22 protein-coding genes are annotated in these 21,291 nt (G+C 60.1%); 15 read left to right on the top strand and 7 right to left on the bottom strand.

Annotated elements, in window-relative coordinates; translation table 11 throughout:
* Nucleotides 1–38: 38 nt before the first annotated feature.
* Complete coding sequence (locus AWB76_RS42265; protein ID WP_074171401.1) at nt 39–1,097, top strand: HNH endonuclease; 1,059 nt, start codon at nt 39–41, stop codon at nt 1,095–1,097.
* A 676-nt stretch (nt 1,098–1,773) separates the two neighbouring features.
* Here the strand turns inward: AWB76_RS42265 and AWB76_RS39335 are convergent.
* On the bottom strand, nt 1,774–2,559 hold the full coding sequence (locus tag AWB76_RS39335) for an H-NS family nucleoid-associated regulatory protein (protein WP_074171400.1): 786 nt from the start codon (nt 2,557–2,559) through the stop codon (nt 1,774–1,776).
* Nucleotides 2,560–2,901: 342 nt separating this feature from the next.
* On the opposite strand from AWB76_RS39335, the gene AWB76_RS23725 reads away from it, so the two are divergent.
* On the top strand, nt 2,902–3,828 hold the full coding sequence (locus AWB76_RS23725) for a tyrosine-type recombinase/integrase (RefSeq protein ID WP_061162591.1): 927 nt from the start codon (nt 2,902–2,904) through the stop codon (nt 3,826–3,828).
* Nucleotides 3,829–3,945: 117 nt separating this feature from the next.
* On the opposite strand, the gene AWB76_RS23720 is transcribed toward AWB76_RS23725, so the two are convergent.
* Nucleotides 3,946–4,266 (bottom strand): hypothetical protein, encoded by a 321-nt coding sequence (locus tag AWB76_RS23720; RefSeq protein ID WP_061162590.1) that lies wholly within the window; start codon nt 4,264–4,266, stop codon nt 3,946–3,948.
* Nucleotides 4,267–4,526: 260 nt separating this feature from the next.
* Between AWB76_RS23720 and AWB76_RS23715 the strand changes: the two genes are divergently transcribed.
* Both AWB76_RS23715 and AWB76_RS42260 read left to right on the top strand, forming a co-directional pair.
* Complete coding sequence (locus tag AWB76_RS23715; protein WP_061162589.1) at nt 4,527–4,826, top strand: hypothetical protein; 300 nt, start codon at nt 4,527–4,529, stop codon at nt 4,824–4,826.
* Nucleotides 4,827–4,990: 164 nt separating this feature from the next.
* Entirely contained in the window at nt 4,991–5,233 is a 243-nt protein-coding gene (locus AWB76_RS42260; RefSeq protein WP_244173433.1) for a hypothetical protein, read from the top strand.
* 20 nt (nt 5,234–5,253) lie between these two features.
* On the opposite strand, the gene AWB76_RS23705 is transcribed toward AWB76_RS42260, so the two are convergent.
* Together AWB76_RS23705 and AWB76_RS23700 are read right to left on the bottom strand one after the other, a co-directional pair.
* Nucleotides 5,254–5,697 (bottom strand): hypothetical protein, encoded by a 444-nt coding sequence (locus AWB76_RS23705; protein ID WP_061162587.1) that lies wholly within the window; start codon nt 5,695–5,697, stop codon nt 5,254–5,256.
* A gap of 35 nt (nt 5,698–5,732) precedes the next feature.
* Nucleotides 5,733–6,431, bottom strand: a complete 699-nt coding sequence (locus AWB76_RS23700) for a hypothetical protein (RefSeq protein ID WP_061162586.1) — start codon at nt 6,429–6,431, stop codon at nt 5,733–5,735.
* Between the two features lie 235 nt (nt 6,432–6,666).
* Here AWB76_RS23700 and AWB76_RS23695 point away from each other — a divergent pair, with 235 nt between their 5' ends.
* Nucleotides 6,667–6,897: a hypothetical protein gene (locus AWB76_RS23695; protein WP_061162585.1), complete on the top strand. Its 231-nt coding sequence runs from the start codon at nt 6,667–6,669 to the stop codon at nt 6,895–6,897.
* Between the two features lie 188 nt (nt 6,898–7,085).
* Here AWB76_RS23695 and AWB76_RS23690 read toward each other — a convergent pair whose 3' ends face one another.
* Nucleotides 7,086–8,057, bottom strand: coding sequence for an SOS response-associated peptidase family protein (locus AWB76_RS23690; protein WP_061162584.1), 972 nt, complete (start codon nt 8,055–8,057; stop codon nt 7,086–7,088).
* A 28-nt stretch (nt 8,058–8,085) separates the two neighbouring features.
* A complete protein-coding gene (locus AWB76_RS23685; protein WP_061162583.1) occupies nt 8,086–8,436 on the bottom strand; it encodes a hypothetical protein in 351 nt (116 codons plus the stop codon).
* 483 nt (nt 8,437–8,919) lie between these two features.
* Here AWB76_RS23685 and imuA point away from each other — a divergent pair, with 483 nt between their 5' ends.
* From imuA to AWB76_RS23665, 3 genes are read left to right on the top strand one after another with little or no spacing between them, the layout of a single operon-like run.
* Nucleotides 8,920–9,633, top strand: coding sequence for a translesion DNA synthesis-associated protein ImuA (gene imuA / locus AWB76_RS23675; protein WP_061162581.1), 714 nt, complete (start codon nt 8,920–8,922; stop codon nt 9,631–9,633).
* The gene (locus AWB76_RS23670; RefSeq protein ID WP_074171399.1) at nt 9,557–11,020 is read left to right on the top strand and encodes a Y-family DNA polymerase; all 1,464 of its coding nucleotides are present in this window, start codon (nt 9,557–9,559) and stop codon (nt 11,018–11,020) included. The genes imuA and AWB76_RS23670 overlap by 77 nt, the downstream gene beginning before the upstream one ends.
* 11 nt (nt 11,021–11,031) lie before the next feature.
* Nucleotides 11,032–14,181, top strand: coding sequence for an error-prone DNA polymerase (locus tag AWB76_RS23665; RefSeq protein ID WP_061162580.1), 3,150 nt, complete (start codon nt 11,032–11,034; stop codon nt 14,179–14,181).
* Nucleotides 14,182–14,286: 105 nt separating this feature from the next.
* Here the strand turns inward: AWB76_RS23665 and AWB76_RS23660 are convergent, their stop codons facing one another.
* Nucleotides 14,287–14,799 (bottom strand): DUF2934 domain-containing protein, encoded by a 513-nt coding sequence (locus AWB76_RS23660; RefSeq protein WP_061162579.1) that lies wholly within the window; start codon nt 14,797–14,799, stop codon nt 14,287–14,289.
* Between the two features lie 152 nt (nt 14,800–14,951).
* Here AWB76_RS23660 and AWB76_RS41680 point away from each other — a divergent pair, with 152 nt between their 5' ends.
* The 7 genes from AWB76_RS41680 to AWB76_RS23630 all read left to right on the top strand — a co-directional run bounded on the left by AWB76_RS41680 (nt 14,952) and on the right by AWB76_RS23630 (nt 21,048).
* A complete protein-coding gene (locus tag AWB76_RS41680; RefSeq protein WP_167357780.1) occupies nt 14,952–15,128 on the top strand; it encodes a hypothetical protein in 177 nt (58 codons plus the stop codon).
* A 175-nt stretch (nt 15,129–15,303) separates the two neighbouring features.
* Nucleotides 15,304–17,832 (top strand): DNA ligase D, encoded by a 2,529-nt coding sequence (gene ligD / locus AWB76_RS23650; RefSeq protein WP_061162577.1) that lies wholly within the window; start codon nt 15,304–15,306, stop codon nt 17,830–17,832.
* A gap of 313 nt (nt 17,833–18,145) precedes the next feature.
* Entirely contained in the window at nt 18,146–18,553 is a 408-nt protein-coding gene (locus AWB76_RS23645) for a response regulator (RefSeq protein ID WP_157696185.1), read from the top strand.
* A gap of 75 nt (nt 18,554–18,628) precedes the next feature.
* Nucleotides 18,629–19,603 carry a non-homologous end joining protein Ku gene (ku, locus tag AWB76_RS23640; protein WP_061162575.1) on the top strand — a complete coding sequence of 325 codons (975 nt, stop codon included), beginning with the start codon at nt 18,629–18,631 and terminating at the stop codon, nt 19,601–19,603.
* A gap of 22 nt (nt 19,604–19,625) precedes the next feature.
* A complete protein-coding gene (locus AWB76_RS23635) occupies nt 19,626–20,438 on the top strand; it encodes a tetratricopeptide repeat protein (protein ID WP_279616447.1) in 813 nt (270 codons plus the stop codon).
* Between the two features lie 64 nt (nt 20,439–20,502).
* Nucleotides 20,503–20,715 carry a hypothetical protein gene (locus tag AWB76_RS39330; protein WP_074171398.1) on the top strand — a complete coding sequence of 71 codons (213 nt, stop codon included), beginning with the start codon at nt 20,503–20,505 and terminating at the stop codon, nt 20,713–20,715.
* Between the two features lie 12 nt (nt 20,716–20,727).
* Nucleotides 20,728–21,048 carry a DUF4148 domain-containing protein gene (locus AWB76_RS23630; RefSeq protein WP_061162573.1) on the top strand — a complete coding sequence of 107 codons (321 nt, stop codon included), beginning with the start codon at nt 20,728–20,730 and terminating at the stop codon, nt 21,046–21,048.
* The last annotated feature ends 243 nt before the right edge of the window (nt 21,049–21,291 follow it).

Raw genomic sequence — 21,291 nt, 5'->3', positions numbered from 1 at the left:
CTTAGAATGCTGAACTTCGCCGTTTTGGAGCATCAAGCATGTCTGCAAGGTCTGAAATCGTCGCCGCATTGCAGGCGGCCGGAGTTGAGATAAGCATGGCCGATCCGCGTGCCCCGCAGGGATGCCTCGCGGTCGTCAACGCCGGCGGAAGTCCTCAGGCGCTCCGGCTCTACGGCTGGCAGGTTTCGGATAACGGCCGCGCCACCGGTACGGTCCGGCCTGCGGACGAGCGCCGTATTCAGGCAAGTACGAGTCAGTTCATTGATGCTTCTGCTAATCCTGAGACGGTCGTGCTGGGCTGGTGCGATGACTTTGCCCCAGAACCATTGATCGTCGCCTTCAATCCTTACAGCGTCGCAAGCCGAGTTAACGGCAAAATTCAACGCAAGTTGAATGCAGGCGTCCCGACCCCTCGAGCGTCAGATAGCCAGCAGTTCCGGCAAGCGTTGCTGAACGAGGCTGCGGAACGCGGGATTGCAATTGGCTCCAATCAGCACGGCGAGCAAGTCGTAGCGATGAAGCCTGGGCGATTTCTCGATTATCTAAGCCACTACAAGCCGCAATGTCACCAAAATAATGGTGTTTGGGGTGCGTGGACAGTCGCGGGACGATCGATGCTAGATCTTGTTGCGGAGGCGGAGTTAGACGAAAAAGTCCCCGCAGATGACGTTAACGTTGCGCCGCCAGTAGCTTTTGACCCGGCAATTGTCGAAGACGAGCGTGAGCGCGTAGCGCGCGAGATCGCAATACGTCGCGGTCAGGCGGAATTCCGTCGTCGGCTTCTTCGAACATACGGATGCTGCGCGATGAGCGGATGTACTGTTCCAGAAGCGCTTGAGGCCGCTCACATCGTTCCGTATCAGGGGCCGGGAACCAACCATGTTGCAAATGGCCTCTTGTTACGCGCCGATTTGCATACGTTATTTGACCTGGGTCTTCTCGCTGTCGACCACGTAACGCTTACGATACTTGTTTCGACGCAGCTGAATGGAACAGAGTATGCGGACCTGAGAGGTCGTAGCATTCACACTGGACGCGGATGCGCCTCTCCGAGCCCCGAGGCGCTCGCTGTACATCGGTCCTTCGCCAGAATCTAGCTATCGAAGATTTTCGCGCTGACGACTGAACGGAGTCTTCCCGCTGAGGACCAAATAAGTTATGCCTGTTCACGACTCCCGCAGAGGCGTGTCGGGAGAGTCGCTGGCGACAGTCTCCCTTGCTATTGATATTGAACGTCGCAGATAACAACTGCCTCACCAAACGGCTAGGCGGGCATTCGCGGAAAGCTTCGGGAGGCACTACCACCTCCCAGGATCGACGCTAACGCTAACCAGGCGTCGCTCCGGTACAACACGATCCACTGGCCGTCGATTTTGACTGCCGGCTGCCTTCCCAATCTAAGGGGAACCTGCAAGAAAGTGCTGACTGGCCGTTGCAGAAAGCGGCCGCTGGGCGCCTAACTTCACAAACGTCCAAACGCCGCAACCGGTCGTATTGCTGCCGTAGAGGGAAGGCTCGTCATAGGTCTGCTAAGGCCGATGACGGAGCTTCTGCGTTCGCCACCCGTTACCTGATTGGAGGGCGAGAAAAGCAACGCATGAACGACGGCGGTCGTAGTCCATTTCCGTCGCCTGGCGTGTCGTCGCCCTGTCTTATCTCCGTCCGGACTCCATGACACGACCATGGTGTCACTAGCAGTTCTTCGGGCCTTGCATAGCCTGTCATACTCGGCGCTCGGTTGCCGCGCGATTGCAACTCGGCACCTCGGTCCAGTTATTCGCTATCGGAACTTGTCGCTTCGATGGCAGTGTCCTGGGCTGACGCCTCCGCAGCAGGCGTCACGCTTTGTGATTCCACGCGAGATTTCCGCGCAGGACGCGCACCCGTCGAACGACCAGGTTTCTTTGTGGCGGCCTTCTTCGCTGCCACGCCCTTTTTTGCTGTCGTGACTTTCTTCGTCGAAGTCGACTTTTTCGCGACCGTAGACTTCTTGGCTGCGGTTGACTTCTTCGCCGACGTGGGCTTCTTCGCGCCGGCCGTTTTAGCAGCCGGCTTCGCCCCCTTCGCCGGAGGGGCCACATCACTTCCCGACTTCTTCGCAGCTGCACCTTTCTTGGCAGCCGTATTCGCTCCTCCGTCCTTGGCTCCAGCGCCGCTGCCTTCGATCAGATACGCGCTGCGATCCTTGGCTTTCACGATCCAGCCTGGTGCGCGTCCGAAACCGCTCCAGGTAAGCCCAGAAACTGAATCACTGTAGAGCGCGGGTTGAGGACCCTTGCGCGTCGCCTTCTTGCGCACCGCCGGCAGCGGCGCGCGAGTAGCGGACTCACCGCCATTCGCTACGAGGAATGCATCGCGATTACGTGCGTTGGCGATCCATGCCGGCGCCCTGCCTCGACCGCTCCAAGTGGCACCCGTCTTCGGGTCGGCATACTTGGCTGCAGCCGATCTTTGGGAGGTTTGAACTTGGGTCATAGTTGAAGCCTTATCAGTGGACGCGGCGATATCTTCAATCGTAATTTCATACTGAGCCATCAAGCCACGAATCTGCTTGATCACGCCGCCGGTTTCTTTGAGCTTTATCGCGTGCGCCTGTGCTTCGAGTTTTTTGATGCGAGCCTAAATTGCTTCCAAAGTGGCCATGTGGTCGTCCTCGTTTGAAAAGTGTCCGCACTATGCCACGGATGCAATCGAACAAGCTAGCGCGGTTGGAACATGCGTCGAAAGAACTATGCGACTTGACGTACGCATAGACAAGAAAAGACAAGAAACGTTTACAGATTGTTTCTAAACGGCGTCTGGAAGACCGCTCTCGAAGGCTCTTTTCTTAATAGCGGGTGTTGGCGAAGCGAGAGCTTCGCGTTAGATTGGAGGACAGCGCAATTCAGTATATCGATTTTTATGCAGACCGATTTGTGGCTTTCTGATCCTGAGGCAGCCTATTCTCAGTGGCAGCGCGCGGAAGCGACTGGCGCCGATCGTCGCGCATTTGCGGATCAATCGATCGTCCAGCACTGCTCCATGTTTTCGCGATTCAATGACTATTTGTCAGCGCGTCGCCATAGCGTGGTCAGCTTTGGCTCCGACCAAATACAAGACTTTTTCGACGAACTGGAGCGCGACTGTCAGCCAGGGACCACGACGCGGCTTCGCTATCTCAAACTCGTCGATCGGTTTTCCCGACACCTCGTGGCGATTAGTCTGCGTACGGAAAATCCCGCTGCAGAGATGCTCGCTCGTGAACACTGGCCGGAGGACGAGCCGACGCCGGTCTATTTGTCAGAACAGGATGACAAGCGCCTACAGGCCGTATGCGTCTCAGCAAGTTGCGAATCCGTGAAGGAATTGCGGAACACCGCCATCGTCGCCCTCTTTCTCGGCAGCGGCATTACCGCTGCCGAATTGAGCCTGCTTCGAGTGCAAGATCTTGACCTAGATGGAAATCGTCCCAGCGTCATGGTAGAAAAGCACGGGCCACGTCTTGCACGACGCGTTCCCCTCGACGGCTTTGCGCTCGATGTCCTGCGTGCTTATCACGACGTCCGGGTCGAGTTGACTTGTCCGACCGATTGGCTTTTCGTGGCGACCAGCGGCGGCAAGCCCATGAAGCCGGATACACTGCTCAAGTGCGTTCGCGCCGCCCTGCAACGAGCGGGGTTGTCCGCGGCGGACGAAAGTCCTCGGCTTCTCCGAAACACCTATGGTCGACGGCATATTGCGGCTGGGAAGACCAACGAACAAGTCAGCAACCTGCTTGGACTGTCAAGCCACCGCACGGTGACGCGCCTGCGTCAAACGCTGGAATTCTCCCTTTCAATCAAAGGATGATCGCGAAGCCGGAAGCTGCTTCCCGAATCGAGCGTAACAAGGGCGGTCCATCTGAACGGTGCTTCGACATTGAAAGCCACGTCCTCGAGCGCATAGACGCGCTCAAGACACGGCGATCTAGTCGAGCAGCGCAGGTTCAGGCTCGTCCGGTTCGTCGCGGCGGGGTGCAACCTTCGACCCAGCGAGCGCGCTCTGCCTCAAACCGTGCTCGACGAGTAACAGGCGTATTTTCTCCATCGCGACAAGCTGACCCAGGTTCTCTTCAGCCCACACCTTCTGGACCGCGGAGAAGTACGCTTCGATCTCCTCGATGGCTCGACGCACTTGCGCCAGTTCCAATAACAGCCGCTGAACGTCCTGATTCCCGCGGTATTTGACCCAAAGCGCACGCCTCTCGTCCACGCCGACGGGCTCAAAGCGCGGCAGCTGGCGTGCCATTTCCGCACAACGCTCTTTCCAACGACTCGGTCCGATACATGATTTCCCCTGTTTGTTTTGTCATTGCACGCCATCGTATTGAGAACTGAGACAGATCGCGTCTGCGTCGCCAAATTCATGGATGCGCCGTCGTTCGTGTCGAAGGTGAGACGGACCGCCGGCGATGCTCCGAGCGCGCTTGACTTTGCCATCCCATGAATAGGCTATGAGATAAGCCGTCCAAACGGCGCGGGTGTTACGACCATCTCTTTCAGGCGACCATGACTTACACCATCGACCCACTTAGCATCGAATTCACCGAAACCCGCCGCGGCGTCAATGCGACGGCCAAGATCCTCCGCGGAGGACAACGCATCGGCACGATCAATGACTTCGCCGAGCGCATCGTGACCGACGTCTTCTTCAACTCCGAGCAAGAGCGCGCGGCATTCGCGGCCGAAGCACGCCGGATTTTGGTGAGCGTTTTCGGGAAGACAGATCACAGCGACAGCGCGTACGTCTCCGAGTATGCGCGCCAGCTCCTCGAGCAAGCAGAGCAGCGGTTGCTGGCGCAATCGTAAGACGATCAGGTCTCGGACTCCGATCAATGAGCGGGCCATATGCAGTAGGAGACTGGGAATCGGTCTGGGCCTGCGAGCCCTATCTCACCCACCGGCTCGTGCTTGACCTGGCGTCAAAGCACGTGATTGCGGGACAAGACCGGTATCGCAGACGCCGAAGTCATATGAGCGTCGACGACTGCGTCTATCTCAAGCAGATTCTCGACGAAACCTTCGACGACATTTGGGCGTCGCCCGCTGAACACGGGTTCAAAATCGTGCATGAGATTCCCCCATGGGCGCTGGAGGCGTGGCCTTGGCCGCGCCCATTGACCGGCGAGGATGAGGAAGGCGACGACCACCCTTTCGATGAACCTGTAGGTATTGACGAGCACGGCTGCCGCTTCCCGCTGCCGTCCGAAAAGTAACGGCGCGAACGCTGCCGAACCTAACCCTGCAAGCGTACCGACGCCACCATCCGGTCGAGTCGCTCGGTCGCCGCCACGATATGGCCGAAGCGCACTTCTCGCAACTGTCGATCATGCTCGTTGACAACCGTAGTGAGCGACTCCACGAGCGACTCGCTGAAGTTCCACTCGCCGCTTATCTTTGCAACATCAAGAATCGCAAGCACCGCCTCTTCCACCTGACGCACGAAAGGCAAGTCGAGCAGCCCGTGCCCAGATTCGGTCAAGAAACTCGTGAGCAGGACAGTCTGGGCGAGAACGATCGCTTCTTGTCGAGCAGCGCGTTGCCCGCGTACGGCTTCGAGCGCAAGGCGTGACTGGAGACACAAGGCGTCCGCATCCTCCCGAGGCATCGGAAGGAGAAACTTCTTTGACTGCAAAGGCCCCGGCTTCTTGGGCGACTTCCTCTTTTTGGAAACAGGCATGACGGCGGAATCTCTGTCGATGACAGCCCTGCCTACTAAGCGATGCGAGGATTGCCTGGCTCCGATCCAAGCAACGTGGCCGACGCTTCAGCGGGGACTGCCACGCTGGTGCGCTGCTTGACGCTCTCTACGCGTTTTTCTTCGGCACGAGCGATCAACGTCAATAACTCGCGGCTCAGATCGGCATCCTTCGCCCCCGGCCGCCACGGCACACACCTGTGCTTCTTTCTCGTTTCGCGAGCCAGCGCCAGCGCATCCCTTGCCGCTTTCGCACTCTCGAAACTTACCTCATCGCAAAATACGGCAGGATCGCGAAACTCCGAGAACGAGTTCAAGTCTTCCCGGCCAGCGTGAATCCTGGCGGGAAAGTCGCGCAAATCGGACACGACGCGGTGACTGAGTCGCCGCCACTGGATCTTTTCGGGGTAAACAAACGCCGGCAGCATTGCACTTTGCGCAGCTTCGCGATTTCCGGAGCGGGTCGCTTCGTCCCGGGCCCACTGCGCACGATGCATCATGGCCCTGCACACGCGTGCATACCCTTCGAGCGATATAGCAACTTCCAGAGCTGCGTCGCATCGTTCGCGTCGAGCAGTGATGCGCTCCTTCAATCCTTGCATCGCGAGCACGACGATCGCGCTAATGGCACTCGATGTGCCAGCGATCGCGAGCCAGTTGGGCCAGTCAACCTGCGTCAGAAGAGCCGACGCCTGCTGCCATTGTGCCTGCCACATAGCGTGTCCTCAGAGCTTTGAAGCAGCAAGTATAGAAAATTCCGCTGGTTTTTCTAATATCGGGGAATGTCCGACTGCCCGATATGATGAATTTGCGACCGAGGGCGCCTGCCAGAACCGTGCCGTGGTTGGCAAATGCAATTAAGTGCCCATTCGAGAGAGACGTCTTCACATGCAGTTAATTTTTTCGCGCTATTCTGGCTTCATTCGCACGGCATAAAAGGGGACATGAAAGATGATTTTCTATCACCACGGTGCGGCAATTAAACCATCCGTCGCACGCGTCGGCCGCGCGTTCGTTGCCCGCGCATCGATTCTCGAAGAGGACGGTGAAGCGACCTCCCTGGGCGATCTTGGCGTGTTCGCGAGCAAAGACGGTGCGTACCGATTCGCCATTCGCTGCGCGTTTGCTTTCGTCGATGGGCAAACCCTACCGCTCCCACCTTTCGAAGTTGCGAAGCATTGATTATGTAAGGCGGCGGGACTGAAACGATCAAAATGGGAACGCCGTCATTCTAAAGCGCACTTTTTGTCGCAAATTTTCGATGATTCGACCGTTCTCGCTTTCGAGCGACCATGGGCAGGTTTGGGCCTCGTCTGCTCCGGTGACGCTAAAGGCTCCCCTTCGTAAACCATAGAATTGAACTGTCAGTTTCACGCGGCAAGTCGGTGTTCGTAATACGGGCGGTCGCGATCATCCAAGATTCCGTACAGCGCATCGAGATTCGACGGATTGGGATTCAACCATGCCTCGACGTTTTCGGGCTTAATCGGCACGATGCAACGATCGTGACCGGCTGCGACGACTTCGGGCGGTGGATCATCGGTGATGGCGGCAAACGATAGGAGATCGGGCTGATTCGGAGCTGTCCACTTCGACCAAAGACACGCCACCATCAGCAGCTGACCGTTATTGGGGCGAAACTCCAGGACGACGTTCTCGCCCGGCGCCTGCGATCCCTCATGCGTTTCGAACAGTGTGTTCTCGCACTTGGCCCTCGCAACGTTCTCATAGAAGACGTCAACCAACAATAGGCCATGCGTGTAGCCAAAGCACGATTTCCAGAACTTCTCCAGACTATCCCGTCGCGCGTTATATGTTCCGGGGTACTTGACATCGTAATTTGCAGGCTTCCCCGCGATGCGACACTGGTAGCGCATCGGCTTGACGACATACTGCCCGTCCTCGACCACCAGCACGGGGGCGTAGTAGCCGGGAAAGATGCGTGAGTCCCGTGGCTCTTGTTCCGTTCGACCGAAGTCGGCTAAGCGCCGTAGTGCTGCATCGACCTTGTCCGTCGCAATGCGCTTGCTTTCGGTCGCCGCTTTCGTCGTCTTCGTCTGCAGCGTACGCTCGGCATCGGCCAGTCGCGTGCGCTGCTTGAAAAGCTCTTGCTCGACCCTGGTCGCCTGTTCAGCGCTGTACCGGTCAATGAAGGTCTTGATCTGGCGCTCGTCATCGGTCCGATGTTCACGGAAGGCGTCTTCCATCGCCTTCGGGATCTTCGCCTTGCTGCCTTCGGCGCGCTCCCAGAACAGGCGCGCGAACTCGCGAATGTCCATCTGTGCGCCGAACATCTTCACGTATCGCCGATAATCAGCCTGGATCTGCGCCGAGTAGCACACTGCCGTCCCCTCTTATATTTCGATCGGTTTAAGTTGCCGTGCCCGTAGCGTCGCGGCACAGCCTCATCATCTTTTGGACCACGGTGCTCGCATGGTTCAGCCCCATGTCGCCGGTGAAAAGTGCCTGCACGTCCGACTGGCGCACCGTGATACCCGCTCCTTTCAGGTCACGCCGAGCGATTTTGAGGGCCAGTTGGCCGATGCGGATGCGTTCGAGCCATTGCACGGTGACAAGATTGCGCTTGAGCCAGATGCGGCCGCTCTCGACCACATGGTCCACGCGCCATTCTTGGGTTAGCGCATACGAAGCTGCAACGGTCGCTACCAGAAAGCAGAGCAGATCCGCTCGCGCGCCTTTCAGTTCGTCAATATCAGGCATGTTCGTCTCGTTCCAGGTTCCTCACATACTAGCCACTTGACCGCCAACTCACCGCCTGCTACGTGCAGGTGCGGACGCGCTCCGGACTTTCAACGGCTGAGCGCCGGCGCTCGTTGCAGCGCAGTCGTCCCCGAGCACGAACCGTCGCACCCAGCGCAGTAATGCGCGGTCGCACGCGCTGCCTTCGATCCGCCAGCGACTAACGCCGTCATCGACTCCACCCCGATCGTGCGCCGTCTTCCTGCGCGAAGAATGTCGGCTCGGCCGCCTTCCGCGGACGACCGCCACATCGATTGCGTTGCTTCGCCGAGCGCCTCGCGCAGCTTGGCGACGAACTCAGCGAACTCGGGCATCGGACGTCCCGGTCAAGCATATTGGTCAGTTTTTTCTGTCGCCAGTTAAAAAGGTGCAAATCACTGCTTCAATTTTTGAGCTAAGATACCACTGTACATTTATACAGTGTTCTAACCAGCCCCTTTCACTATGGCCGCTCTGCCTCAGGATATCGCTTCGCTGCACCCGGCCTTGTGGCTCGGGTCGCAGCTTGCGCGTGCGTACGGCAAGACCATCGACACCGGCTACGCGGCCTTGTCGGCCGAACTGCCCGGCGGTGGCTGGCCCATCGCGGCGCTGGTGGAGTTGCTGGTCCAGCAGCCGGGCATCGGTGAAATTCGGCTGCTCAAGCCCGCGCTCATCGCCGTCAGCAAGCGGCCGATCGCGCTGTTGCAGGCGCCGCACGTGCCGAACAGCCTGGCTTTTTCGTACCTAGGTGTGCCGCTGGACAAGCTGATGATGCTGCGCGCGCCGAAGACAGCCGACGCGCTCTGGTGCGCCGAGCGCGTGCTCAACGCCCGAAGTTGCGGCGCGTTGCTCTTCTGGCAACAGCACATTCGATCTGAGGCGTTACGGCGATTGCATCTGGCGGCACAGGCGACCGAAACCTTGCTGATTCTGATCCGACCGCTCGCCGCTGCCCAGGATTCATCACCCGCAACCTTACGGTTGGGTGTGCGGCCCGCCGGCAGCGGCATCGTCGTCGATGTCATCAAGCGACGAGGTCCCACCCGAACCGATCCACTGTCCATCCACCTTCAACCGTCTCCGATTCTGCTCAGTCCTCATGGCCGTGTTCGTCGCCATCTTCCTGCCCCGGCTTTCGCTGGAGGTGTTCCGTCCGAGGTTCTCCTCTCCGACTGAACACGGATGTGTGGTGCTCGAGCGTGACAAGGTCATAGTGCTCGACCAGGCAGCAAGAGACGCAGGGGTGTTGGTGGGGATGAAGCGCGGTGGGGTGACGACACTGTCAGCCGACGCGCTGATGTACGACCGCAGCCCCGTACGCGAACTCGACGTGCAACGCGAAGTCGCTTTCGCGCTGCTGCGCTTCTCGCCTCAGGTCGCCGTGCGTGAGGAAGAAACCATCGTCGTGGACGTGACGGCGAGTCTCCGGCTTTTCGGGGGCATCACGCACGTGTGCCGACAGATCCGGAAAGCGGTCAATGCGATCGGCGTCACCGCCCGCATGAGTGTCGCGCCGACGGGTCAAGGCGCGTGGCTCCTCGCCAAACGCGGTCGCCGGCGCGTGCTCAAGATGCGTTCGCTCGAACGGTATCTCGGGGAGCTGCCCTTCATGGTGGTCCCCGAGGTTCGGTCGTTCGCCGAGTGGTTTAACGGCCTTGGTTGCCGAGTGCTCAACGATATTCGTCGCCTGCCGCGTGCAGGTCTCAAGAAAAGGTGCGGTGTGGACTTACTGGATTCTCTCGACCGCGCCTACGGCCTGTCGCCCGAACTTTACGAGTGGCTTGAGCTGCCGCCGTCTTTCAGCGCGCGCACCGAGCTGCCCGACCGCGTCGAACACGCAGAAGCGGTTCTGTTTTCCGCTCGACGCCTGATCGTGCAACTGTGCGGCTGGCTGAGCGCGCAGCAGCTTGCGCTGACGCAGGCGACCATCACGCTGGAACACGAGCGCGGCCGCCAGGCGATCGAACCGACAGTGATCGATATCGCATTGGCCGAGCCGACATGGCACGAAGAGCACCTCGTGCGACTACTCAAGGAACGGCTCGGGCGTATCGAGCTCGAGGCGGCCGTCATCGCAGTGCGCCTGACGGCATCGAAGGTGCAGCCGGCCGAGCCGCCCAGCGATTCGCTTTTCCCCGATCCGGGCGGTTCCGCGCAGGATCACAATCGCCTGCTCGAACTGCTGGTCGCGCGACTTGGCGCCGAGAACGTGTTGCGACCCGCGCCGACGTCGGACCATCGGCCCGAACACGCGAATCAATGGGTGCCGGTGCAAGCCACGACCAAGGCGTGCCCTCCTCCTGCCGAACTTCCGCGCCCGACCTGGTTGCTCGACACGCCCGTGCGGCTGATGATCAAGAATCACCGACCGTTCTATGGTTCGCCGCTCAAGCTCGTCTCGACGGGCGAACGCATTGAGGCGGGCTGGCACGACGGCGAATTGGTGACGCGCGACTACTACGTAGCGGAAGCCACCGATAAAAGCTGCTATTGGATCTACCGTGAGCGCCCCAGCGTGAAGACCGAAGAAGTCCGCTGGTTCCTTCATGGGCTGTTCGGATAATCGGTGTCGCCGTGGATCTCTTCTCGTCGGCCCTTCCCGACTACGCGGAGCTGTTCGCGTTCACCAACTTTTCGTTTCTGCATGGCGCATCGCACGGCGAAGAGCTCGTGCTGCGCGCCTCGCAACTCGGCTACTCGGGTCTGGCGATCACCGATGAGTGCTCGCTTGCAGGGGTGGTGCGTGCGCACGTCCAGGCCAAGGAAGAAAAGCTGCCGCTGATCATCGGCTCCTACTTTCGGCTGGTTCACGCGGACAAGAGCCCGGCGTTCGGCCTGATCCTGCTCGCACAGAACCGCAACGGCTACGGCAACTTGTCCGAGCTGATCACACTCGGGCGCATGAGAGCAGCGAAAGGCTCGTACTTGCTTACGCCGCACGACCTGTCGAAACCCGAGAAAGAGTACGCGCATCTGCGAGGCATGCCTGATTGCCTGGCGATCCTCGTGCCGGATTTTCCCGCGAAGGAAGACGCGCTGTCCGCACAAGTTGAATGGCTCAACGAGACGTTTCCCGCTCGCGCGTGGGTGGGCCTGATCCTGCATCAACGCGCGATGGATGACATTCATCGTGGCAGCGTCGAATACATTGCCGAGTGGCACCGCGTCCCGGTCGTTGCCCTCGGCAACGTCGTGATGCATGTGCGCTCGCGCAAGCCGCTGCAGGACACGATGACGGCGATCCGCATCGGCAAGCCCGTGGCCGAGTGCGGCTACGATCTCGCACCTAATGCAGAGCAACACCTTCGTTCGCGGCTACGGCTCGCCAATCTCTATCCCGCGCATGCGCTCGCAAAGACCCTCGACATCCTCGAGCGTTGCACGTTCTCTCTGGACGAACTGCGCTACGAGTATCCCGACGAGCTCGTGCCGGACGGCTTCACGCACGAGGGGTATCTGCGGCAGGAGACGTATATCGGCGCGCATAAGCGCTTTCCCGCCGGCATCGCACTTCAGGTTCAGCAACAGATCGAACACGAACTGCAACTGATTCGCGAGATGCGGTACGAGGCATACTTCCTAACGGTCTACGACATCGTGCGCTTCGCGCGAAGCCAGCACATCCTGTGTCAGGGGCGCGGATCTGCAGCGAACAGTGCCGTCTGTTATTGCCTAGGCGTCACCGAAGTCGATCCTTCGCGCGGCAACATGCTGTTCGAGCGCTTCATCTCCAAGGAACGGGGCGAGCCGCCCGATATCGATGTTGACTTCGAGCACCAGCGGCGCGAAGAGGTGATCCAGTACATCTATCGGAAGTATGGCCGAGATCGGGCCGCGATTGCCGCCGCGGTCTCGACCTATCGACCGCGCGGCGCGCTGCGTGAAACCGGCAAGGCGCTCGGCATCGATCCTCAGATCGTCGACAAGGTCGCCAAAAGCCACCAATGGTTCGATCATTCGCAGGATCTGTTGCGCCGCTTCGAGGAGTCGGGGCTCGACCCGACCAACCCGCTCATTGCGATGTGGGCGAAACTCGCCGCCGAGATCCTAAATTTTCCGCGGCACCTGTCACAGCATTCCGGGGGCTTCGTCATCAGCCGCGGCAAGCTCACACGACTCGTACCCGTCGAGAATGCCGCGATGGCGGATCGCAGTGCGATCCAGTGGGACAAAGACGATCTCGAGGCACTGGGACTGCTGAAAATCGACGTGCTTGCGCTTGGAATGTTGTCGGCGATCCGCCGCACGCTCGACATCGTCTCCGAGCAGCGCGGCGAACGTTTCGAGATGCAGGACATCCCGTCGGAAGATCCCGAGACGTACGAGATGATTTCCCAGGCGGATACGGTCGGCGTGTTTCAGATTGAATCACGCGCGCAGATGAGCATGTTGCCGCGCATGCAACCACGCACTTTCTACGATCTTGTGATTGAAGTTGCGATCGTGCGTCCCGGGCCGATTCAAGGCGGTGCCGTTCATCCGTATCTTCGACGGCGTCAGAAGATCGAGCCGGTGACTTATCCCAGCCCAGCACTGGAAATCGCACTGGGCCGCACGCTTGGCGTGCCGATTTTCCAGGAGCAGGTGATGCAGGTCGCGATCCTGGCTGCGGGCTTTACACCGGGCGAGGCGGATCAACTGCGTCGTGCGATGGCTGCCTGGAAACGCAAAGGCGGACTACAGCAGTACTACGACCGCATCGTCAATGGCATGCAGGAGCGCGGCTATGAGAAGGCATTTGCGGAGGCCATTTTCGAGCAGATCAAGGGCTTCGGCGAGTACGGCTTTCCGGAAAGTCACGCGGCGAGCTTCGCGCTTCTCGTCTATGCAAGCAGCTGGCTCAAATGCCACGAACCGGCAGCTTTCCTTGCGGCGATGCTCAATTCGCAGCCGATGGGCTTTTATTCGCCGTCACAACTCGTGCAGGACGCGAAGCGCCACGGAGTCGAGGTGATGCCGATCGACGTCACCGTCAGCGGCTGGGACTCAGTGCTCGAGCGTCGCATCGATCGTGCAAAGCCCGTCGTGCGTCTCGGCTTGTCGTTACTCAAAGGCATGCGGGACGGCGCAGCGGAACGCATCGAGAACGCGCGCGCCGTGAAGCCGTTCTCCAGCGTGAGTGACCTGGCGGGCCGCGCTCAACTCGATCGGCGGGACCTCCAGGTGCTCGCAGCGGCGAACGCTCTGCGCTCGCTTGCCGGCAATCGCCGCGAAGCGCTTTGGCAATCGGTCGCGGCCGTCCCCGACCGGGACATCCTGGCCGACAGCCGCATCGATGATGAAACGCCAGCGTTGGGCGCGCCGTCCGAGGCCGAGGACATCGTCAGCGATTACAACGCATCGGGGCTCACCTTGGGCCGGCATCCGCTTTCGCTTCTGCGGCCTATCCTGCTCGAAAACCGGCTCATGCCCGCCGCGACGTTGCGCACGTACCGCAACGGACGACTGGCGCGGGGCTGCGGGCTCGTCACCGTCAGGCAGCGGCCGGGCACCGCCAAGGGCGTGATGTTTGTGACCCTGGAAGACGAAACGGGCAACGTCAACGTGATCGTCTGGCCATCGCTACTTGAGAAGCAGCGAAAAGAGGCCCTAGGCGCAGCACTCCTCGCCGTGTATGGCACCTGGCAGTGTGAAGGCGAGGTCCGGCACCTCGTCGCCCAGCGCCTCGTTGACATGTCCCATCTGCTCGGCGGCCTCACGACCGTGAGTCGCAACTTCTGCTGAAGTCCACGCGGCCAGGGCCGAGTCTCAGTGCGCCGATTCAACCCTCGCCGCCGCTGTTCTTGCTGAGCTGTTCTTGCTGATCTGTTCTTGCTGAGCTATTTTTGCTTAGCTTGCCTGCTCCTGCCCGGCGTCTGCTTTGATTCGCTTCGACCGCTTCGGCGGTTTCGGCGCGGCTGCAGTCGCGTCCGCCTTCTGCTGCGTCGTCGATTTCGCCCCCGCCTTCGCCTTGGCCTGCGCTTTCACTTTCACGTCGGCGTTCGACTCGGACTTGGCCTCAGACTTCGTGTCGGCCTTCTTCTGACCCTCCGCGGCCGCCTTGGGAGTTTTCGCGGTCTGCTGTCTGCCGTTCGTCGCTGAGTCACTCTTTTTTCCCACCCTGGCAGGCGCCTCTTGGCCGACCTTCTTCGTCCCTACTTTTTTGCCCGCTTTAAGTTGGGGAGCATCGGAAACAGCGACCGAGTCGACGCCGGTACCGTCCGGCCCCTCGACCCGTTCACGTCCGAGTTGGGCAATTGCTTCAAGCCAGTAATGCTCGTCACGTCCGCCCTGGCAGCCTTCCGCCTCCCACAGCAGATACGCGCGGACACGAATTTCGTCTGCAGATAGCGGGGTATCCATCGAAGCTGTCTCTCGAAGAAGTTAAAGTGCTGCAAACATAGCAGCTTGCCTCGCGGTGCTCAACGCGTCGTTGCCTTCGCGAAACACTGTGCTGCAATTTCTAATGGAATGGTTCGTGCTCGCTGCGACTGACACCCCCCTTGGAGCACACCATGGCTACCGCGCCCAAAGAGCAGAACCCCACCAGCGAGAAGTCGGAGGACCAGGTCGATCAGTCGGTGGAGGATACATTCCCTGCAAGCGATCCGCCCGCGACCGGCGGCACAACGCGCATCGAGACCGACGAGGACGGCACGACGAACGAGGATGCTGGCAAGAAACCGTCCTAAATGTCGCGAAGTCGCGGAACAGTACATGGCATTCGCTGGGCACCGCGTGCGCTCCGGTTGCCCAACCGTGCTGTGCGCGCATATTTTTGTGGGCGATGATCATCGGTCGTGGACGACGATCATTGGTCGTGGACGATGATCATCGGGCGCCGCCGCCCTTACCGACTATCACAGCATGGCCTCGCCTCGCGACACCACCGCGCCGCCCCTCGCCCGTTACCGGAAGAAGCGGGACTTTAGCATCACGCCCGAGCCGTCTGCGTCTACCGCCGAGACGTCCGACAGCGCACGCCAGTCGGGCTTTGTTGTGCAGAAACACTGGGCGAGCCGTCTGCACTACGATTTCCGCCTTGAACTCAACGGCGTCTTGCTCTCGTGGGCTGTGCCCAAAGGTCCCTGCTACGACCCCAGCAAAAAGCAGATGGCGGTGCATGTCGAAGACCATCCTATTTTCTATGCGTCCTTCGAAGGCACCATCCCGCCTAAGCAGTACGGCGCAGGCACGGTGATCGTGTGGGACCACGGTACGTGGGAGCCGGCCGGCGACGCAGTCAAAGGCATGGAGACCGGGAAGTTGATCTTTCGCTTGCACGGTCAGAAGCTTGCCGGTTTATGGGAACTGGTGCGCATCTCCAAACCGGACGACAAGCAAGACCAGTGGATGCTGTTCAAGAAGCGAGACGAGTGGGCCCGCTCGCTCGAAGAATACGACGTCATCAAGGCGCTTCCCGACAGCGTCGTTGCGCATCCTTTGGGGCCGATTGAAGAACGCGAGCCGAAAGCGGCGCGACGTGCTCGCGCCGAAGCGTCGGCGATCGACACGATCGACATGATCGACTTTTCCGCCGCGGTGCCAGCACCGCTTCCAAAGAAACTCGAGCCACAGCTGGCGACACTGGCGAGTTCGCTTCCTCGCACCGGCGACTGGATTACCGAGACAAAGCTAGATGGTTACCGGCTGCTTGCGCGCATCGACGAAGGGCGAGTCAAGCTCTTCACGCGAAACGGACACGACTGGACCTCGAAGTTTCCGGCGCTCGCCGTCGCGATAAAGAAACTTCCGGTTCTGAGCGCATGGCTCGACGGCGAGATTGTGGTGCTCCAAGACGGCATTCCGAGTTTCTCGGCGCTTCAGAACGCGATCGACGGACGGGACAACAAGGACATCGTTTTCTTCCTCTTCGACCTGATGTTCCTGGATGGAAAGGATCTCAGGAAGGTACCGTTGTGGGCGCGGCGAGCTCAACTGGCGAGCGTTCTTGCAGAGGCAGGCGAGCAGCTTCTGTTCAGTCAGGATTTTGACGCGCCGCCCGCCCAGGTGTTCGAAGCCGCTGCGGGGCTCGGACTGGAAGGTCTGGTACTGAAGCGGCGAGATGCGCCATACGAGTCGGGACGCACGGAATCGTGGTTGAAGGCGAAGTCCCGCCTCAGGCAAGAACTGGTCATCTGCGGTATGACCGGGCGCGGCGGCAAATCCGGTGAGGTCGGCAGTCTGCTGCTTGGCTACTACGTGGGCAATACGCTTCATGACGCGGGAAGCGTCGGCACCGGCTGGGACGCAAAGACTGCTCGGGAACTTTGGAATCGGCTCATCCCACTGGAGGTCGACGCGGCGCCTTTCGATGTGCAGGTCACCAAGGCACGGCGGTGGTCCAGACGCGCGGCCGGCAGCGAACGGTGGCTCAAACCCACCACGGTCGCGGAAGTCGAGTTCGCCGAATGGACCGGCGAAGGCGTGATTCGGCAGTCGTCGTTCAAAGGTTTGCGCCTCGATAAGCCCGCACGCAGCGTCGTCCGCGAAGGAGGAAAGACACAGTTGCCAGAGCCGCCGCCGCAGCTCAAGATCACTCACCCGGAAAGAATCATTGATGCGACGGCGGCGATTACGAAGGCTGATCTGGTTCACTACTACGCGAGCGTGGCCGACTGGATGTTGCCGCACTTGAAGGACCGGCCCGTGGCCCTGGTTCGCGCGCCCGATGGCGTGGCGGGCAATCTATTTTTTCAGAAGCATGCCGAGCGAACGGCGATGCCGGGCCTGACTGCGCACAACCGCGAACTCTGGCCGAACCATCCGCCGTTGCTGACGGTGGATACCGCAGACGCCTTGCTTTCTGCTGCACAAATGAACACGATCGAATTTCATACGTGGAATTCGGTCGTCCCTCAGATCGACAAACCCGATCGGGTGGTGTTCGACCTCGATCCGGGCGAAGGCGTGAAATGGAATCACGTTCAGGAGGGCGCTCTCCTCGTTCGCACGCTGCTGTCCGAGCTCGATCTGAAGTCATGGCTCAAAACAAGCGGCGGCAAGGGGCTGCATGTGGTGGTGCCGCTCATTCCAGAGTTGAATTACGTGACGGTCAAGTCCTTCTCGCAGGCCTTCGTCCGACATCTGGCGAAGACGATTCCTGAGCGCTTCTCTGCGATATCCGGGCCCGCGAATCGCCTCGGCAAGGTCTACGTCGACTACCTGCGCAATGGGAAGGGGCAGACGACCGCGGCGGCTTTTTCAGCGCGTGCGCGACCCGGAATGGGCGTTTCAATGCCGGTGGCGTGGGAACAGCTTAGCGATCTCAAGAGCGGCGCTCAGTGGAATGTCCACACGGCACGTGAATATCTGAGTTTCCAGTCGCGCGACCCCTGGGCGGATTTCTGGTCGACTGGACAATCTTTGTCTTCGGCGACCGAGCGTCTCCCCTAGCGCCTGCTACCTCAGAAGCCGAGCCGCGTGTTTGGCCGCCAAGAGAATCGCCATGTCCTATGTCGACGGGTGCTAAAGAGTTCGGAAAGCCCGCCCGCTTCGCCTCCATTGACCGCGCCGCGCCTCTCCTGAAGCCTTCGATCACAGCCACGCCCTTTTTGCCTGTCGTTGGAAGTTTGGCATCTACACGCGCCGCCCGGAAATCTGTTGAAGGCAGTAACGCCGCGGCTGATCGGCTGCGTCAAGAGTTTGCATCGTCTATGCATCAGCCGTGCGCACGCGGTCAAAAACCGCAGCGCCGCTGGGGAACACCATGCAAATCCTCGTTTTGGACGACGACCACGACTTTGCGGCGGGTCTGACCGCGCTCATCGAACAGATGGGTCACGAGCCATCTATCGCACACGACTGTGAAACCGCGCGCGCACTGGCTAGCCGCCAACTGTTCGATGTGATCCTCGCGGACGTCGAACTGCCCGATGGCGACGGTCGCCATATCTGCAACAGGCTCCGATTGAACGGGGCGTCGCAGACGGCTTACATGGTAGCAATGACGGGTAGGTCGGATTTGGGCGACAATGAGTTTCCGTCGTTTGACGGATATCTGCGCAAGCCGGTCACCTACGATCTGCTCGAGCGCGTGCTCGAAGAATGGCGGGTGGCCGCCGGGCTAAGCCGGCATCGACGAATGGACGAGGCCCACGTCGCCAAGATAACCTGAAGTGCCTGGCCAGCAACGGGGCCGCTACGTATTGCTACGTGGCGGCTACGGGACCGCTACCCAAGGAGGGGAACGATGGCTGCTCGTTCGATCGCTTCAATGACTTTAAGCTTTGGTCTCGTCTCGGTGCCGGTCAAGGTCTACTCCGCCACGGAGAGTAAGTCGGGCGTCGGCTTCAACCTCATGCACAAAGAGTGCGGCACTCGACTCAGACAACAGTACGTCTGCCCGCACGACGGCAAGGTTGTTGAGCGCGCTGATATGGTCAAAGGCTACGAGTTCGAGAAAGACCAGTATGTCATTTTCGAAAAATCGGAGCTCGAGGCCCTGGAAGTCACCGCAAGCCACACGATCGACATCGTGTCGTTCATGCCTGGTGAAGCCATCGATCCGATTTATCTCGATAAGTCCTACTTTCTCGCACCCGACAAACGTGGCGGCAAGCCGTACCAACTTCTGTATCAGGCGATGAAGGATAGCGGAACCTGTGCGCTTGCGAAGTGGGTGTGGAAGGGTTCGCAGAAGATGGTGCAAGTACGCGCCGGCAGCGACGGCATCATCCTGCAAACATTGCTCTATGCGGACGAAGTCCGCTCTCAGGCGGACATCGGCATTGAGCATCCGGAGGTCCAGCCAGCGGAACTGCAGCTTGCGGAGCAGCTTATCGAGCAGTACCGCGTCGATGGCTATGACGCGGCGGCGTACAAGGATGAGGAGAAGGAACGCATTCTCGCGGAAATTGATAAGAAGATCGCAGGCAACAAGATCACCGCGGCGCCGACGATTGCGCAGCCCGGCGCACAGGTCATCGATCTTGTCGAGGCGTTGCGCGCCAGTCTGAAGAAGAAGCCTCTTGCAGAGCCGCCGGCAGCTCGACCTACAGCGCACAGGACTTCCCGTGGAGGGATACGGGCCCAAGCTTCGGCCGACGAAGCACCAGCACAGGAAGCACCAACTGAGGAGGCGCCCGTGCCCAAGCGTCGCTCAGTGCGCCGCGCGATGACTGACGAACAGCCCGCCCCAGCGCGTAAGACGGGTACGAAGCGGTGATATGCGAGACGACGGATACAGCTTGCGCGACGTGCAACGCATGCTCGGCGTTTCACGCAGCGTCGTTGAGCGACTGATTGCGGCCGGCTTCGTGTCGCCCGCAACCGGAGGTCGGCGCGAGTTCCGCTTCACCTTCCAGGACATCGTGATGCTTAGGGCCGCACATGCGTTGCGCGTCGCGGGCGTTTCGCCGATGAAGATCGTTCGCGCCCTCGACCATCTGAGAAAGAGCTGGACGCGCGAGGGATCGCTTACAAGCGTGCGAATCGCAGCGGTTGGGAATCGCGTTGCCGTGCGAGACGAAATCAGCCGTCAGTGGGATGCAGAAACCGGACAGCTACTGCTGGATTTCGAGCCACGGCCGGCGTGCGGTGAGGTCGCTCCTTTTCCGGCAGCTCAACGGGCGATTGACGCCCGCGAGGCCGCCATCATCCTTTTTCGTCGCGCTCAAGCACTCGAGGAAGGTGACGTCGACGCGGCCGAGGCGGTGTACCGCGAGGCGCTTGAGCGCGCCCCTGATTACACCAACGCATCCTTGAATCTCGGATGCATTCTCGTCGAGTCAGAACGGTTCGCCGAAGCGATAGCAGTCTATCAAAGCGCGCTGCGGTACCAGCCTGGCGATCCCATACTGCACTTTAATATCGGCGTCGCGCTGGAGGATTCGGGCCGTCTGAGAGATGCGCTTCACTCATACCGAAGCTGCATCGAGCTCGCGCCAGACTTCGCAGACGCTCATTTCAACGCGGCGCGAATCCACGAGGAGTTGGGCGAGGCAACCAAAGCGATCCGCCACTTCAACGAATTCCGGAATCTTCAGAAGAAGGCTCCCTGACCGCCTTCATCGCACGGAACGCGCATTGCTGAGGCCCGACTGATACATCAACAGGGAGACGATCATGGCAGAGCAGCACAAACCTGGCGAGAAGGTCCAGACCTCCGGCATTTATAAGGTGGTGACGGAGAGTGACGGCGGAACAGGCTTTGAAGTCACACGCGTTGAAGGCGAGCACTTTCCGCCCACCCGTAGCGGCAAAGGAGCCCACTATGAACTGGTCCACGGCGCAACACACTCGCACAAACATAGCGAACTTGGAAGTAGAGACAAGTAGGCAGGACGCGTCATGATTGCCTTGCTGAGAGTCCGGTCGACGCTACCGGTGATCGCGTTTGCGCTTGCCGGATGCGTTATTGGCAGCGGCCCGTATGTGCCGTATGCGGGGCCGCACCTCAGTCCGACTGAGTGCCGCGACCTGGCCGCGCTCAGGAGTAACGCTTCTCCGACGATGGCGCAACACCAAAGCGAACTCGCTGCGCTGAGAAAAGCGGGCTACGACCCGTCGCCATGGTATGACGACCCATACTACCCGGACGACCTCCAGGCCGCACAACGCCTGGTCGATTATTGGTTCCAAACGGAATGCCCGCAGCACGAACCAGGTTGAAGCCAGGGACACTATACGGCGAGCGCAACGCGACATGTCTCACATGCGCCAATGAAACGCCGCCTGAGATCATTCGCTCAGGCGGTCGCCGCTCTTCGCCGGGATCGCGCGAGCGTCGCGCACGTGCGGTCGACTCGGCGAGCGTACCCGCGTTAAAACGCTTCAACGGTATGCGACTCGGCACGACCGTATCTCAGTGCTGAATATTTCGACGCATGATGGGCGCGTTCAGCTTGACGGAGA

The sequence above is a fragment of the Caballeronia temeraria genome, assembly GCF_001544795.2.
Classification (GTDB): domain Bacteria; phylum Pseudomonadota; class Gammaproteobacteria; order Burkholderiales; family Burkholderiaceae; genus Caballeronia; species Caballeronia temeraria.
Note: the sequence above shows the minus strand (reverse complement) of the source record. Positions and strands in the feature narration are given on the sequence as shown.